This window comes from Streptomyces sp. DH10 (genome assembly GCF_029813805.1).
Taxonomy (GTDB): Bacteria; Actinomycetota; Actinomycetes; order Streptomycetales; family Streptomycetaceae; genus Streptomyces; species Streptomyces coeruleofuscus.
In genome coordinates, this window is sequence record NZ_JARVKU010000030.1 from 76,794 (window position 1) to 90,774 (window position 13,981).

The following is a 13,981-nucleotide window of genomic DNA, read 5'->3' on the forward strand; positions in this document are numbered from 1 at the left end:
CGAGCACCGGTCGATGCAGCGAGCCGCCCTGCTGGACGCGGCTCGTTCCTTGTTGTCCGAGGGCGGTACGGAGGCGCTGACCTTCCCCGCCCTCGCCGAGCGGACGGGGCTCGCGCGCTCGTCCGTCTACGAGTACTTCCGGTCACGGGCGGCCGTGGTCGAGGAGCTGTGCGAGGTCGACTTTCCCGTCTGGGCGGCGGACGTGTCGGCGGCGATGGAGCGGGCGGACACGGCCGAGGCCAAGGTCGAGGCGTATGTGCGGCAGCAGCTGGAGCTGGTGGGGGACCGGCGGCACCGGGCCGTGGTGGCGATCTCGGCGAGTGAGCTGGACGCCGGGGCCCGGGAGAAGATCCGGGCGGCCCATGGCGGGCTGGTCGCGATGATCGTCGAGGCGCTGGGTGAGCTGGGGCACGAACAGCCACGGCTGGCGGCGATGTTGTTGCAGGGGGTCGTGGACGCGGCCGTGCGGCGGATCGAGCTGGGGGCCGCGGAAGATCCAGGGGCGATTGCCGATGCCGCGGTCTCGATGGTCCTGCGGGGTGTGCGGGGCTGAGCGGCGTTGATGCCGGGGGCGGGTGGGTGCGCGGCCCGGCGGAGCGGGGCGCCGCTGCACCCACCCTTGCCGCCCTGGGGGTACCTCCCAGGCCCTTAAGGCACTGGGGGAGGCACGGTGGCCGCAGCTAGGTAGTGCCGTAGACCGGCAGAAGTCTCGACGGTCCCCTGTGCAGGAGCCACGATGGCAGGAGCGACAGCGGGTTCGAGTAGGTGTCGCCTCTGCGCAGGCCCCAGTGCACGCAGGTGACCGCGCAGTGTGAGCCCGTGGCGTCCACCGTGCCGATCACCTCGCCCGGTTCCACCTCCTCGCCCTCCTCCACCGCCGCCGCCACCGGTTCGTAGGTCGTGCGCAGAGGTGGTTGCCCCGTCCCTGTCAGCTCCACCGAGACGACCCCCTTGCCCGCCACCCGGCCCGCGAACGACACCCGGCCCGCAGCCACCGCCCGTACCGGCGTCCCCGGGGCTGCGGCCAGGTCCACGCCTCGGTGGCCCGGGCCGTAGGGCGTCGCCGGGGGCTCCCAGCCGCGGAGGACCCGGGGCCGTGAGCCGACGGGCCAGCTGCGGCCGACCGCCGGCACGGTGACGTCCGCCGGGGGCGCGTCCGCCGCGAACAGGGGCGGCGGAGGGGCCAGCAGGACGGCCACCGCCATGGCCAGCACCAGGACCAGGCGCGTACAAACAGGCACACATCGCTTCGCTCGCATGCCGAAAGCGTCCCGGACCGCCGCCCCTCACCGGCCGTGGCTGTGGACCGCCGTCCGGTTGTGGACAACGGCGTCACCCGGTGCCCCGCGGGTCCCGTACACTTCTGGTGGCGATCCGGGTCACCGGGTCGACTTCGCACGCCCCGATACGCACCCCGGCAACGGGCCGTATCAGCGCCCCTCGGTCCCTCGTGGCACGGCGCGCAGCGGGCGTCAGGCGCGGAAGCCGTCCGGCATCCGCGGCACAACCGAGAAGCACAAGGAGATACGGCCATGGCCGTCGTCACGATGCGGGAGCTGCTGGAGAGCGGCGTCCACTTCGGTCACCAGACCCGTCGTTGGAACCCGAAGATGAAGCGCTTCATCTTCACGGAGCGCAACGGCATCTACATCATCGACCTGCTCCAGTCGCTGTCGTACATCGACCGCGCCTACGAGTTCGTCAAGGAGACCGTCGCCCACGGTGGCACGGTCATGTTCGTCGGCACGAAGAAGCAGGCGCAGGAGGCCATCGCCGAGCAGGCCACCCGCGTCGGCATGCCCTACGTCAACCAGCGCTGGCTGGGCGGCATGCTCACCAACTTCTCGACCGTCTACAAGCGTCTGCAGCGCCTCAAGGAGCTCGAGCAGATCGACTTCGAGGACGTCGCCGCGTCCGGTCTGACCAAGAAGGAGCTTCTCGTGCTCTCGCGCGAGAAGGCCAAGCTGGAGAAGACCCTCGGTGGTATCCGCGAGATGCAGAAGGTGCCCAGCGCCGTCTGGATCGTGGACACCAAGAAGGAGCACATCGCCGTTGGTGAGGCCCGGAAGCTGAACATTCCGGTCGTCGCGATCCTCGACACCAACTGCGACCCCGACGAGGTCGACTACAAGATCCCGGGCAACGACGACGCGATCCGCTCCGTCACCCTGCTCACCCGCGTCATCGCGGACGCCGTCGCCGAGGGCCTCATCGCCCGCAGCGGTGTCGCCACCGAGGGCAAGGGCGAGAAGGCCGCGGGCGAGCCGCTCGCCGAGTGGGAGCGCGACCTGCTCGAGGGCGAGAAGAAGGCCGACGAGGCTGCCCCCGCCGCCGAGGCCGCCCCGGCTGCTGAGGCCGCTCCGGCCGACGAGGCTGCTCCGGCCGCCGAGGCCGTCCCCGCCGAGGCCGAGGCCGAGAAGCCGGCCGAGGGCGAGAAGGCCGCCGAGGCCGAGCAGGCCTGACCCGTCAGTCCGAGTTGACGGCGGGAGCGGTACTGAAGCCGATAGCGCCTCCGGCGCGGTGAAGTCCGCTCCCGCCGTTCACCCGTAGGTCAGCGGAAGGACAGCGCGCTCCGGCTCCATGGGGCACATCCGCAGATCTTCGATCTTCCAGACTTCGAGAGAGATTCACAGACTCATGGCGAACTACACCGCCGCCGACGTCAAGAAGCTCCGTGAGCTCACGGGCGCCGGCATGATGGACTGCAAGAAGGCGCTGGACGAGGCCGAGGGCAACGTCGAGAAGGCCGTCGAGGCGCTCCGCATCAAGGGCCAGAAGGGCGTCGCCAAGCGCGAGGGCCGTTCCGCCGAGAACGGTGCCGTCGTCTCGATCATCGCCGACGACAACTCCTCCGGTGTCCTCGTCGAGCTGAAGTGCGAGACGGACTTCGTCGCCAAGGGCGAGAAGTTCCAGGCCGCGGCCACCGCCATCGCCGAGCACGTCGCCAAGACCTCGCCGGCCGACCTCGAGGCCCTGCTCGCCTCCGAGATCGAGGCCGGCAAGACCGTCCAGGCGTTCGTGGACGAGGCCAACGCCAACCTGGGCGAGAAGATCGTCCTGGACCGCTTCGCGCAGTTCGCCGACGGCTACGTGACGGCGTACATGCACCGCACGATGCCCGACCTGCCCCCGCAGATCGGTGTCCTCGTCGAGCTGGACAAGCCGAACGCGGAGATCGCCAAGGGCGTCGCCCAGCACATCGCCGCCTTCGCGCCGAAGTACCTCTCCAAGGAGGACGTCCCGGCTGAGGTCGTCGAGTCCGAGCGCCGCGTCGCCGAGGAGACCACCCGCGCCGAGGGCAAGCCCGAGGCCGCCCTGCCGAAGATCGTCGAGGGTCGCCTCAACGGCTTCTTCAAGGACGCCACGCTGCTCGGCCAGCCCTACGCGCTCGACAACAAGAAGTCCGTCCAGAAGGTCCTGGACGAGGCCGGTGTCACCCTGAAGCGCTTCACGCGCATCAAGGTCGGCATCTGAGTCCGTACCGCGCTCGACGCCCGACCCCGATAGGGTCGACAGCAGTCGTCCGCGTGCGCCGTCACACGAGTGGCGGGCGACAGCAGATCTGACGAGGAGGCCATTGCCGTATGGGATGCGAAACACGCCCCACCGGCAATGGCCTTCTTGGTATGTGCAACACGTGAAAGAGGCGGGATCCCCCATGACCACCAAGGCCCAGAAGAGCGACGACGGCAAAGTACGCGGCCGGTTTCTGCTGAAGCTGTCCGGAGAGGCCTTCTCCGGTGGCGGGGGCCTCGGCGTCGACCCCGACGTGGTGCACAAGATCGCCCGCGAGATCGCGGCCGTCGTACGCGACGGCGCGGAGATCGCGATCGTCATCGGCGGCGGCAACTTCTTCCGCGGTGCCGAGCTCCAGCAGCGCGGCATGGACCGGGCCCGCTCCGACTACATGGGCATGCTCGGCACCGTCATGAACTGCCTGGCCCTCCAGGACTTCCTGGAGAAGGTGGGAGTGGACTGCCGGGTGCAGACCGCCATCACCATGGGCCAGGTCGCCGAGCCGTACATCCCGCTGCGCGCCGTACGGCACCTGGAGAAGGGCCGTGTGGTCATCTTCGGTGCCGGTATGGGCATGCCGTACTTCTCCACCGACACCACCGCCGCCCAGCGCGCCCTGGAGATCGACGCCGAGGCGCTGCTGATGGGCAAGAACGGCGTGGACGGGGTCTACGACTCCGACCCGAAGACCAACCCGGACGCCGTGAAGTTCGACCACCTCGGCTACGGCGAGGTCATCACCCGTGACCTGAAGGTCGCCGACGCCACGGCCGTGACGCTGTGCCGCGACAACAAGCTGCCGATCGTGGTCTTCGAGCTGCTGGCCGAGGGCAACATCGGACGCGCCGTCAAGGGTGAGAAGATCGGCACGCTGGTGGGGGACCCCGGCAGCCGGGACTGAGGTCCCCGAGAACAACCCCGTCCGGGGGACGGACGGGACGGAGCCGGGCCGGGGGATGGACAATGTCCTGCCGGTCGGGAACCGTGCAGGAAGAAGACGCGACGCAGCCGGCCGCCGCCCCACATGGAACCGCAGCCGGGCCTACTCAAGACACGCAGGAGCAAGTGGTGATCGAAGAGACCCTCCTCGAGGCCGAGGAGAAGATGGAGAAGGCCGTCGTGGTCGCCAAGGAGGACTTCGCCGCGATCCGCACCGGCCGTGCGCACCCGGCGATGTTCAACAAGATCGTGGCCGACTACTACGGCGCGCCGACCCCGATCAACCAGCTGGCCTCGTTCTCGGTGCCCGAGCCGCGCATGGCCGTGGTGACCCCGTTCGACAAGAGCGCGCTGCGCAACATCGAGCAGGCGATCCGCGACTCCGACCTCGGCGTCAACCCGAGCAACGACGGCAACATCATCCGGGTGGTGTTCCCCGAGCTGACCGAGGAGCGCCGCCGCGAGTACATCAAGGTCGCCAAGAGCAAGGGTGAGGACGCCAAGGTCTCCATCCGCTCCGTGCGCCGCAAGGCCAAGGACGCCATCGACAAGCTGATCAAGGACGGCGAGATCGGCGAGGACGAGGGCCGCCGTGCGGAGAAGGAGCTCGACGACACCACCCACAAGTACGTGGCACAGGTGGACGAGCTCCTGAAGCACAAGGAAGCGGAGCTGCTCGAGGTCTGATGAACGACTCTTCCTGGGGGGCGCCGCCGCAGGCCGGGTACTGGGGGCCCACCGACCAAGGGCATGGCCATGGGCACGCCCAGAGCCCTGGCCCTGGGCACGCCCAAGGCCCTGGCCGTGGGCGCGTCCACAGCCCTGGCCATGGGCACGCCCAGGGGGCCGCTCCGGCGGGTCCCGCATACGATGCGCATGAAGCGCCTCAGACTCGCCCCATGCCCATCGTGCCCGACGTAGCCGCGTACGGCGGAGACCAGGATGACGACCGGGGGACTGCTCGGCTGAGCGGCTCCCCGGTCCGGAACGAGACGAATCCGGAGCCCATGCCCGACGCCGCAGAGCCGGCACCCAAGCCGCAGAAGAAGAGCGCGGGTCGCGACCTGAGTGCCGCGATAGGGGTCGGGGTCGGGCTGGGCGCGGTGATCGTCGCGTCGCTGTTCGTCGTCAAGGCCGTGTTCGTCGGCGTGATCGCGGTCGCCGTCGTGGTGGGCCTCTGGGAGCTGACCAAGCGGCTGGACGAACGCAAGGGCATCCGGGCGCCCCTCGTTCCGCTCGCGCTCGGCGGTGCCGCGATGGTCGTCGCCGGGTACGTCCGGGGCGCCGAGGGCGCCTGGGTCGCCATGGCGCTCACGGCACTGGCCGTACTGGTGTGGCGCATGACGGAGCCGCCCGAGAACTACCTCAGGGACGTCACGGCGGGCGTCTTCGCCGTGTTCTACGTGCCGTTCCTGGCGACCTTCGTCGCGATGATGCTGACGGCGGACGACGGGCCGCAGCGGGTGCTCACGTTCCTGCTGCTCACGGTCGTCAGCGACACCGGTGCCTACGCGGTCGGCTGGCGCTTCGGCCGCCACAAGCTCGCCCCGCGCATCAGTCCTGGCAAGACCCGCGAGGGGCTGCTCGGCGCGATCGCCTTCGCCATGGTGGCGGGGGCGCTGTGCCTGGAGTTCCTCATCGACGGCGGTGCCTGGTGGCAGGGGCTGCTGCTCGGCCTCGCGGTCGCGGTCAGCGCCACGCTCGGCGACCTCGGCGAGTCCATGATCAAGCGGGACCTCGGCATCAAGGACATGGGCACGCTGCTGCCGGGGCACGGCGGCATCATGGACCGGCTGGACTCGCTGTTGCCCACGGCTCCGGTGGTGTGGCTGCTGTTCGTGCTCTTCGTCGGGTCCGGCTGAGGCGACACGGCTCTTACAGTTCGTATGGCGAGCTCCCGTCCGATGACCGGCGGGGGCTCGCTGTCGTTGTGCGGAGGTGCCTGCGACGTCACCAAGTGGGACGATTCAGGTGTACGCCGCAAAGGGGGACATGATGTCCAGCATTCGACAGACCATTGATGTCGACCGGCGTCCCGAGGACGTCTACGACTACCTCACGGACACCCAGCGGCTGCCGGAGTGGCAGCTGAGCGCCGTGTCCGCGGAACGCCTCGACGAAGGACCCGTCGGCGTCGGTTCCCGGATGCGGGTCACCCGGCACATCGGCCGCCGGGTCATGCCGATGACCATGGAGGTCACGGAATACGACCCGCCGCACAGCTGGGGCATGCGGGGTGTCGACGGACCCGTCCGGGCACGGGTGCACGGCGAGGTCGAGCCGTTCGACGAGGGGCGGCGCTCCCACGTGACGATCGAGGTCGACTTCGAGGGCCACGGCGTCGGCAAGGTCCTCGTCCCGCTCGTCGTACGCCCCCAGGTCCGCAAGGAACTGCCGCGCAACGAGCAGATCCTCAAGGATCGGCTGGAGCACACGGGAGAGCAGGGCCTCTGAAGGGGGCCGGCCGCGAAGCCGGCCGAGGAGTCACCTACTCACCGGCGCGGGCCACGAGCAGCGGCTGGAAAAAGCCTGTCTCCTGCGGCATCCGCCACTCGAGGTCGACGAACCCGGCCTCGGCTGCGAGGCCGGCCAGCCGGTCCCGGCCGAGTGCCCAGTAAGTAGTACGGCGGACCCGGACGCGCCATTCGCCGCCTGCCGGAAGAAGTTGGAAGTGCTCCAGGTCGTAGTGCTCGCCGTCGTCGTGCCAGTGCCAGAGCTGGAAGGTGACGGTCCGTTCTTCGCCCTCGGCGCGGTCGCCGTTCCTGTGGACTTGAGGAGGCGTCGAAGCCGGGCGTTCGCGCAGCAGGTCGTCGTAGGGGCGTGTGCTGACCAGCAGCAGGCCCTCGGGACGCAGCACGCGGCGCATCTCTGCCAGGGCGGCGTACACATCCTGCTCGGTCAGCAGGTGAGGCAGCGAGTTGTCGGCGCAGACGACCGTGTCGAACCGGCCATCAGGAAACGGGAGGCGTCGCATGTCGGCAGCGGCCGTGCGCAGGCTCAGGGCTCGGCGGGCGCCCTCACGGGCAGCGCGGGCGGCGGCGCGGGGGCTGAGGTCGGTTCCGGTGACCCGGTGCCCGCGCAGCGCCAGACCGATGGCCTGCGTGCCGATGCCGCAGGAACAGTCGAGGACCGCCGCGCGATCTTGACCGATCAGGGCGTCCAGGGCGTCCCCCTGCCGACGGATGCTCGCGTCCCAGTCCGCATAGATCAGGTGGTAGTCGTCAGCCAGCTCGTCGTAGAAGCGCGCCACCGATGTCTCGGACATGGCCCGAGATTACTGCGCCTGCTTTCCCGGAGGTGCCGGTAGTCCGTGGTGGGCGCGGGGGTCCTCACTGACGGCAGCACGATCGTTTCCTGCGAACATCTGCGAGAGCGACGCTGCGAAATGACGGTCGCAGGTCACATGAATCGATCTGCGACACTGGTACAGCCATGCCTAAGCCCGGAGAACTCACTTTCGTCGCCCCCCGCGGAGCCAAGAAGCCGCCGCGGCATCTCGCCGACCTCACTCCTGCCGAGCGCAAGGAGGCCGTAGCCGCTGTCGGGGAGAAGCCGTTTCGTGCCAAGCAGCTCTCGCAGCACTACTTCGCGCGGTACGCGCACGATCCGGAGCAGTGGACCGACATCCCGGCCGGCTCGCGCGGCCGGCTCCAGGAGGCGCTGCTCCCCGAGCTGATGACCGTCGTGCGGCATCTGTCGACCGACCAGGGCACCACGCGCAAGACGCTGTGGCGGCTGTTCGACGGGACGCTCGTCGAGTCCGTGCTGATGCGCTACCCGGACCGGGTGACCATGTGCATCAGCTCGCAGGCCGGGTGCGGGATGAACTGCCCGTTCTGCGCGACCGGGCAGGCGGGGCTCGACCGGAATCTGTCCACCGCCGAGATCGTGCACCAGATCGTGGACGGTATGCGGGCGCTCAGGGACGGTGATGTGCCCGGCGGGCCGGCGCGGCTCAGCAACATCGTGTTCATGGGCATGGGCGAGCCCCTCGCCAACTACAACCGGGTCCTCGGCTCCATCCGGCGGCTCACCGACCCCGAGCCCGACGGGCTGGGGCTGTCGCAGCGCGGGATCACCGTCTCGACGGTCGGTCTCGTCCCGGCCATCCACCGGTTCGCCGACGAGGGCCTCAAGTGCCGCCTCGCGATCTCGCTGCACGCCCCCGACGACGAGCTGCGCGACACCCTCGTGCCCGTGAACACGCGGTGGCAGGTCCGGGAGGTGCTGGACGCCGGCTTCGAGTACAGCGCCAAGTCCGGGCGCCGGCTGTCCATCGAGTACGCGCTGATCCGGGACATCAACGATCAGGCCTGGCGCGGTGACCGGCTCGGGCGGATGCTCAAGGGCAGGCCCGTGCACGTGAACCTGATCCCGCTCAACCCGACGCCCGGGTCGAAGTGGACGGCTTCCCGGCCGGAGGACGAGAAGGCCTTCGTGGAGGCGATCGCGGCCCATGGTGTGCCGGTGACGATCCGGGACACCCGTGGTCAGGAGATCGACGGGGCGTGTGGTCAGCTCGCGGCGACCGAACGGTAGTCTGACCGGCGTAAGCACAACCGTATTTTCCGACACCTTCATATTCCGACAGGGGAGCGCCACAGCGCTGAGAGTGCGGCACACGGCCGCAGACCCTCCGAACCTGGCCCAGGTCATTCTGGGTAGGGAGATCGGTCATCACTCGAGCTGTTGCGCCCTGCCCGGGAATCCCAGGGATCCCGGGCAGGGCCGCGTCTTCTCCTGGTCCTCCAGGAGGAATCCAGTGAGCAACAACATCAAGAGGCTGACGGCGGTGGCCGTCGGGCTCGGCATGGCCGGCACGCTCGCCGCCTGCGGGTCGTCCGACGGCGGCCAGGGGTCCGGCGACTCCAAGACCGTGACGCTCGTCAGCCACAACTCGTGGGCCGCCTCGAAGGGCGTCATCGCGGCCTTCGAGAAGCAGTCCGGCTACAAGGTGAACGTCCTCGAGGACGGCGACGCCGGGCAGGCCGTGAACAAGGCCATCCTGACCAAGGACAACCCGCAGGGCGACGTCTTCTTCGGGGTCGACAACACGCTGCTGTCCCGCGCCCTCGACAACGGCCTGTTCCAGCCGTACGAGGCGAAGGGCTCGGACCGGATCGCGCCGGAGTACCGGGCCGACCAGGACAAGCACCGGGTCACGCCCGTCGACACCGGCGACATCTGCGTCAACTACGACAAGAAGTACTTCGCCGACCACAAGCTCGACCCGCCGCGCAGCTTCGACGACCTGGTCAAGCCCCAGTACAAGAACCTCCTCGTCACCGAGAACGCCTCCACCTCCTCGCCCGGCCTCGGCTTCCTGCTGGGCACCGCCGCGAAGTACGGCGACGGGGGCTGGGAGGGGTACTGGAAGAAGCTCAAGGCCAACGGCGTAAAGGTCGTCGACGGCTGGGAGCAGGCCTACAACGAGGAGTTCTCCGGCTCGGCCAGCGGCAAGAAGGCCAAGGGGGACCGGCCGCTCGTCGTGTCGTACGCCTCCTCGCCGCCCGTCGAGGTCGTCTACACCGACCCGAAGCCCACCACGGCACCGACCGGGGTCGCGCAGGGCACCTGCTTCCGGCAGGTCGAGTACGCCGGGCTGCTGAGCAACGCCAAGAACACCAAGGGTGGCAAGGCGTTCCTCGACTTCTTGATCAGCGAGCGGTTCCAGGAGGACATGCCGCTCAACATGTACGTGTACCCGGTGCGCGAGGGCGCCCAGGTGCCGCCGGAGTTCGTGAAGTACGGGCCGCAGGTGAAGGACCCGGAGACCATGGACCCGGCGAAGATCGCCGACCGCCGTGACCAGTGGGTCAAGTCGTGGACTTCGCTCGTACTGAAGTAACGGGGCCGACCGGAGCAGCCGTCCGCAGGGACCGGCGCGGGAGCGCGGCGCGGCTCGGGCTCATCGCCGTGCCCGTCGCGTTCTTCGCGGTCTTCTTCGCCTACCCCGTCGCCGCGATCGTCGCGCGCGGTCTGGAGGTCGACGGGGTCTGGCAGTTCGGGCGGATCGGGGAGGTGCTGGCGCAGTCCGACGTCCGGCACGTCCTGTGGTTCACCACCTGGCAGGCGATCGTCTCGACGGTACTCACCCTGCTGATCGCGCTGCCCGGCGCGTACGTCTTCGCGCGCTTCGACTTCCCGGGCAAGCAGGTCCTGCGGGCCGCCGTGACCGTGCCGTTCGTGCTGCCGACGGTCGTCGTCGGAACGGCCTTCCTGGCGCTGGTCGGGCGGGGCGGGCTGTTGGACGAGCTGTGGGGCGTGCGGCTGGACACCACCGTGTGGGCGATCCTGCTCGCACACGTCTTCTTCAACTACGCGGTCGTCGTGCGGACCGTCGGCGGGCTCTGGGCGCAGCTCGACCCGCGGCAGGAGGAGGCCGCGCGGATGCTCGGGGCGTCGCCGCTGAGGGCCTGGCGGCAGGTCACGCTGCCGGCGCTCGCGCCCGCCGTGGCCGCCGCCGCGCTCATGGTCTTCCTGTTCACCTTCACCTCCTTCGGTGTCGTCCAGATCCTCGGCGGGCCCACCTTCTCGACCCTGGAGGTGGAGATCTACCGGCAGACGTCGGAGATCTTCGACCTGTCCACGGCGGCCGTGCTGACGCTGATCCAGTTCGTCGCGGTGGGCGCGATCCTCGCCCTGCACGCCTGGACCGTACGGCGGCGGGAGACCGCTCTGCGTCTGGTGGACCCGTCCGTGACCGCGCGCCGGCCGCGCGGCACCGGGCAGTGGGCGCTGCTGGGCGGGGTGCTCGTCACCGTCGTCGTGCTGCTCCTGCTGCCGCTCGCGGTGCTCGTGGAGCGGTCCCTGGACCCGCCCGGCTTCGGCTACTACCGGGCCCTGACCAGGGACGACGGCGGGGTGTTCCTGGTGGCGCCGATCGAGGCGATCGGCAATTCCCTGTCGTACGCCGTCGCCGCCACGCTCATCGCCGTGCTGATCGGGGGGCTCGCCTCCGTCGCGCTCACCCGCCGGGACGCCGGGCGGTTCGTGCGGGGCTTCGACGCGCTGCTGATGCTGCCGCTCGGGGTGTCGGCGGTGACCGTGGGCTTCGGGTTCCTGATCGCCCTGGACGAGCCGCCGCTGGATCTGAGGTCGTCGTGGATCCTGGTGCCGCTCGCGCAGGCGCTGGTCGGTGTGCCATTCGTCGTGCGGACGATGCTGCCCGTGCTGCGGGCGGTGGACGTGCGGCTGCGGGAGGCGGCCTCGGTGCTGGGGGCCTCACCCTGGCGGGTGTGGCGTGAGGTGGATCTGCCGATGGTGCGCCGGGCGCTGCTGATCGCGGCGGGGTTCGCCTTCGCGGTGTCGCTCGGAGAGTTCGGGGCGACGGTGTTCATCGCGCGTCCCGACAACCCGACGCTCCCGGTGGCCGTGGCGCGGCTGCTGGGGCGGCCGGGGGAGCTCAACTACGGCCAGGCGATGGCCCTTTCGACGATTCTGATGGTGGTGTGTGCCGTGGCCCTGCTGGTACTGGAGAGGCTTCGCACCGACCGGAGCGGGGAGTTCTGATGCTGCTGGCCCTGGAGGGTGCGACGGTCCGCTTCGGCGGGCGTGCCGTGCTGGACGCCGTCGATCTGGAGGTCGCCGAGCACGAGGTCGTGTGTGTGCTCGGGCCCAGCGGCAGCGGCAAGTCGACGCTGCTGCGGGTCGTGGCGGGGCTTCAGCCGCTCGATTCCGGGCGGGTCGTGCTCGACGGGCGCGACCAGGCCGGCGTGCCCGCGCACCGGCGCGGAGTCGGGCTGATGTTCCAGGACCACCAGCTGTTCCCGCAGCGGGACGTGGGCGGCAACGTCGCCTTCGGGCTGCGTATGCACGGGGCGTCGAAGCGGCAACAGGCCGATCGTGTACAGGAGTTGCTGGATCTGGTCGGCCTGCCGGGCGCATCCCGCCGGGCCGTCGCGGCGCTGTCCGGCGGGGAGCAGCAGCGGGTGGCGCTGGCCCGGGCCCTGGCGCCGAGCCCCCGGTTGCTGATGCTGGACGAGCCGCTGGGGCAGCTCGACCGGTCGCTCAGGGAGCGGCTGGTCGTCGAACTGAAGGAGCTGTTCGGCCTGTTGGGCACGACCGTGCTCGCCGTGACGCACGACCAGGGGGAGGCCTTCGCGCTGGCCGACCGGGTCGTGGTGATGCGGGACGGGCGGATCGCCCAGTCCGGTACGCCTCTTGAGGTGTGGCAGCGGCCGGCCGACGCGTTCGTGGCCCGCTTCCTCGGCTTCGAGAACGTCGTCGAGGCGACGGTCGGGGCGGAGGCCGCGGACACGCCGTGGGGCAAGGTGCCGGTGCCGGAGGATGCCCCGCAGGGCACGCGGACCCTGCTCGTGCGGCCCGCCGGTGTGCGGCTGGTGCCCGCCGGCACGGGCCTGCGCTGCACGGTGACCGCGCGCACCTTCAAGGGCACCCATGTCGCCGTCCACCTCCAGCCGGAGGACGCCCCGCGACTGGAGGCGGCGTGCGCGCTGCGGGCGGCGCCGGAGACCGGGGACGAGGTCGGGGTGGAGTTCGACGCGGGAGAAATCGTGGTGCTCGACTGATCGGCTGCCGCCTAAGGTGCGGGGCATGACGCTACTCGCACACGACCGCTACTGCGACGAAATCGCCCACCAGGTGGCTCTGTTGAGGTCCGTGGTCACGTCCGGCGCGGATCTGTCCGGCACCGTGCCGACCTGCCCGGACTGGTCGCTGGAGGACCTGGTCCGGCATATGGGCGGGGCTCTGCGCTGGGTGGAGTTCATCGTGCGGACCCGGGCCCAGGAGGAGGTGCCCGAGGAGCGGGTGCCGGGCCTCGCCGGACCCGGGATACGGGGTGACGCCGCCGTCCTGGACGCATGGCTGGCGGAGGGCGGCGAGCAGGTCGTCGCGGCGTTGCGGGAGGCCGGGCCGGACACGAAGGTGTGGAGCTGGGCGGGGATCCTCAACTCCGGGTTCTGGGCCCGCCGGATGACGCACGAGATCACCGTGCACCGCGCGGACGCCACGCTCGCCGCCGGACTGCCCTACGAGGTCGCGCCCGACGTGGCCGCCGACGCGATCGACGAGTGGCTCCAGATCGTCGAGTTCATTCAGCGGACGGCACCGCACGGCGCGGCGCGGGAACTGCGCGGCCCGGGCCGCAGCATCCACCTGCACGCCACCGGCACCGGGCCGAACCTGAACGCCGAGTGGCTCATCGAGCTCACCGAGGACGGTGTCGCCTGGCGCCGCGGCCACAAGAAGGCCACCGTCGCCCTGCGCGGTCCGCTCACCTCCGTCCTGCTCGCGTTCTACAGCCGGCTGCCGCTGGACGCCCCGGAGTTGGAGGTACTGGGGGAGCGGGAACTGCTGGAGTTCTGGCTGGAGCGGGCAACGTTCGGCTAGGGCGTGTCCGCAAAGTCCCGCCTGCCCCGCGACGCCCGGCACGCCCTCGCCGCACCGGGCGAACACCCACGTACAACCAGTACGCGGGTGTCCGCCCGGCACTCCCCCAGCCTTCGGCCGGGGGGACCCCCAGAGCACGCACCGGACGCCGCGAGGCCCGCCCTCCGGGCGG

The 13,981-nt window shown here is 70.3% G+C and carries 14 protein-coding genes and 1 riboswitch; of the genes, 12 read left to right on the forward strand and 2 right to left on the reverse strand.

The annotated features are described in order from the left end of the window. The first annotated feature begins 13 nt into the window (after positions 1 to 13). The gene (locus tag QC385_RS39330; RefSeq protein ID WP_279546221.1) at positions 14 to 553 is read left to right on the forward strand and encodes a TetR/AcrR family transcriptional regulator; all 540 of its coding nucleotides are present in this window, start codon (positions 14 to 16) and stop codon (positions 551 to 553) included. A 127-nt stretch (positions 554 to 680) separates the two neighbouring features. On the opposite strand, the gene QC385_RS39335 is transcribed toward QC385_RS39330, so the two are convergent. Beyond that, complete coding sequence (locus tag QC385_RS39335) at positions 681 to 1,259, reverse strand: M23 family metallopeptidase (RefSeq protein WP_279546211.1); 579 nt, start codon at positions 1,257 to 1,259, stop codon at positions 681 to 683. A 273-nt stretch (positions 1,260 to 1,532) separates the two neighbouring features. On the opposite strand from QC385_RS39335, the gene rpsB reads away from it, so the two are divergent. The 6 genes from rpsB (at position 1,533) to QC385_RS39365 (ending at position 6,909) form a co-directional block, all read left to right on the forward strand. Further along, positions 1,533 to 2,462, forward strand: coding sequence for a 30S ribosomal protein S2 (gene rpsB, locus QC385_RS39340; protein WP_279546212.1), 930 nt, complete (start codon positions 1,533 to 1,535; stop codon positions 2,460 to 2,462). A gap of 175 nt (positions 2,463 to 2,637) precedes the next feature. After that, complete coding sequence (gene tsf, locus QC385_RS39345) at positions 2,638 to 3,474, forward strand: translation elongation factor Ts (RefSeq protein ID WP_184988768.1); 837 nt, start codon at positions 2,638 to 2,640, stop codon at positions 3,472 to 3,474. Between the two features lie 184 nt (positions 3,475 to 3,658). Next, complete coding sequence (gene pyrH / locus QC385_RS39350; protein ID WP_030852122.1) at positions 3,659 to 4,417, forward strand: UMP kinase; 759 nt, start codon at positions 3,659 to 3,661, stop codon at positions 4,415 to 4,417. A gap of 167 nt (positions 4,418 to 4,584) precedes the next feature. Beyond that, positions 4,585 to 5,142: a ribosome recycling factor gene (frr, locus tag QC385_RS39355; protein ID WP_059422066.1), complete on the forward strand. Its 558-nt coding sequence runs from the start codon at positions 4,585 to 4,587 to the stop codon at positions 5,140 to 5,142. Further along, positions 5,142 to 6,317, forward strand: a complete 1,176-nt coding sequence (locus QC385_RS39360) for a phosphatidate cytidylyltransferase (RefSeq protein WP_279546214.1) — start codon at positions 5,142 to 5,144, stop codon at positions 6,315 to 6,317. Before frr ends, QC385_RS39360 begins: the two co-directional genes overlap by 1 nt. A gap of 133 nt (positions 6,318 to 6,450) precedes the next feature. Continuing rightward, positions 6,451 to 6,909, forward strand: coding sequence for an SRPBCC family protein (locus tag QC385_RS39365; protein WP_279546215.1), 459 nt, complete (start codon positions 6,451 to 6,453; stop codon positions 6,907 to 6,909). Between the two features lie 34 nt (positions 6,910 to 6,943). On the opposite strand, the gene QC385_RS39370 is transcribed toward QC385_RS39365, so the two are convergent. Continuing rightward, entirely contained in the window at positions 6,944 to 7,720 is a 777-nt protein-coding gene (locus tag QC385_RS39370; RefSeq protein WP_279546216.1) for a class I SAM-dependent methyltransferase, read from the reverse strand. A 167-nt stretch (positions 7,721 to 7,887) separates the two neighbouring features. On the opposite strand from QC385_RS39370, the gene rlmN reads away from it, so the two are divergent. From rlmN to QC385_RS39395, 5 genes are all read left to right on the forward strand, one after another. Continuing rightward, on the forward strand, positions 7,888 to 8,994 hold the full coding sequence (rlmN, locus tag QC385_RS39375; protein WP_279546217.1) for a 23S rRNA (adenine(2503)-C(2))-methyltransferase RlmN: 1,107 nt from the start codon (positions 7,888 to 7,890) through the stop codon (positions 8,992 to 8,994). A gap of 40 nt (positions 8,995 to 9,034) precedes the next feature. After that, positions 9,035 to 9,141: riboswitch (TPP riboswitch) on the forward strand. A 124-nt stretch (positions 9,142 to 9,265) separates the two neighbouring features. After that, positions 9,266 to 10,303 (forward strand): thiamine ABC transporter substrate-binding protein, encoded by a 1,038-nt coding sequence (locus QC385_RS39380; RefSeq protein ID WP_279546222.1) that lies wholly within the window; start codon positions 9,266 to 9,268, stop codon positions 10,301 to 10,303. Continuing rightward, positions 10,279 to 11,967 (forward strand): ABC transporter permease, encoded by a 1,689-nt coding sequence (locus QC385_RS39385; protein ID WP_279546218.1) that lies wholly within the window; start codon positions 10,279 to 10,281, stop codon positions 11,965 to 11,967. Before QC385_RS39380 ends, QC385_RS39385 begins: the two co-directional genes overlap by 25 nt. Continuing rightward, positions 11,967 to 12,986 (forward strand): ABC transporter ATP-binding protein, encoded by a 1,020-nt coding sequence (locus QC385_RS39390; RefSeq protein WP_279546219.1) that lies wholly within the window; start codon positions 11,967 to 11,969, stop codon positions 12,984 to 12,986. The genes QC385_RS39385 and QC385_RS39390 overlap by 1 nt, the downstream gene beginning before the upstream one ends. A gap of 25 nt (positions 12,987 to 13,011) precedes the next feature. Then, the gene (locus tag QC385_RS39395; RefSeq protein WP_279546220.1) at positions 13,012 to 13,809 is read left to right on the forward strand and encodes a maleylpyruvate isomerase family mycothiol-dependent enzyme; all 798 of its coding nucleotides are present in this window, start codon (positions 13,012 to 13,014) and stop codon (positions 13,807 to 13,809) included. Positions 13,810 to 13,981: the final 172 nt, after the last annotated feature.

Coding starts and splice junctions, on each gene's coding strand:
- QC385_RS39330 (WP_279546221.1), top strand. CDS start 14: ATGCAGCGAGCCGCCCTGCTGGACGCGGCTCGTTCCTTGTTGTCCGAG.
- QC385_RS39335 (WP_279546211.1), bottom strand. CDS start 1,259: ATGCGAGCGAAGCGATGTGTGCCTGTTTGTACGCGCCTGGTCCTGGTG.
- rpsB (WP_279546212.1), top strand. CDS start 1,533: ATGGCCGTCGTCACGATGCGGGAGCTGCTGGAGAGCGGCGTCCACTTC.
- tsf (WP_184988768.1), top strand. CDS start 2,638: ATGGCGAACTACACCGCCGCCGACGTCAAGAAGCTCCGTGAGCTCACG.
- pyrH (WP_030852122.1), top strand. CDS start 3,659: ATGACCACCAAGGCCCAGAAGAGCGACGACGGCAAAGTACGCGGCCGG.
- QC385_RS39360 (WP_279546214.1), top strand. CDS start 5,142: ATGAACGACTCTTCCTGGGGGGCGCCGCCGCAGGCCGGGTACTGGGGG.
- QC385_RS39365 (WP_279546215.1), top strand. CDS start 6,451: ATGTCCAGCATTCGACAGACCATTGATGTCGACCGGCGTCCCGAGGAC.
- QC385_RS39370 (WP_279546216.1), bottom strand. CDS start 7,720: ATGTCCGAGACATCGGTGGCGCGCTTCTACGACGAGCTGGCTGACGAC.
- rlmN (WP_279546217.1), top strand. CDS start 7,888: ATGCCTAAGCCCGGAGAACTCACTTTCGTCGCCCCCCGCGGAGCCAAG.
- QC385_RS39380 (WP_279546222.1), top strand. CDS start 9,266: ATGGCCGGCACGCTCGCCGCCTGCGGGTCGTCCGACGGCGGCCAGGGG.
- QC385_RS39390 (WP_279546219.1), top strand. CDS start 11,967: ATGCTGCTGGCCCTGGAGGGTGCGACGGTCCGCTTCGGCGGGCGTGCC.
- QC385_RS39395 (WP_279546220.1), top strand. CDS start 13,012: ATGACGCTACTCGCACACGACCGCTACTGCGACGAAATCGCCCACCAG.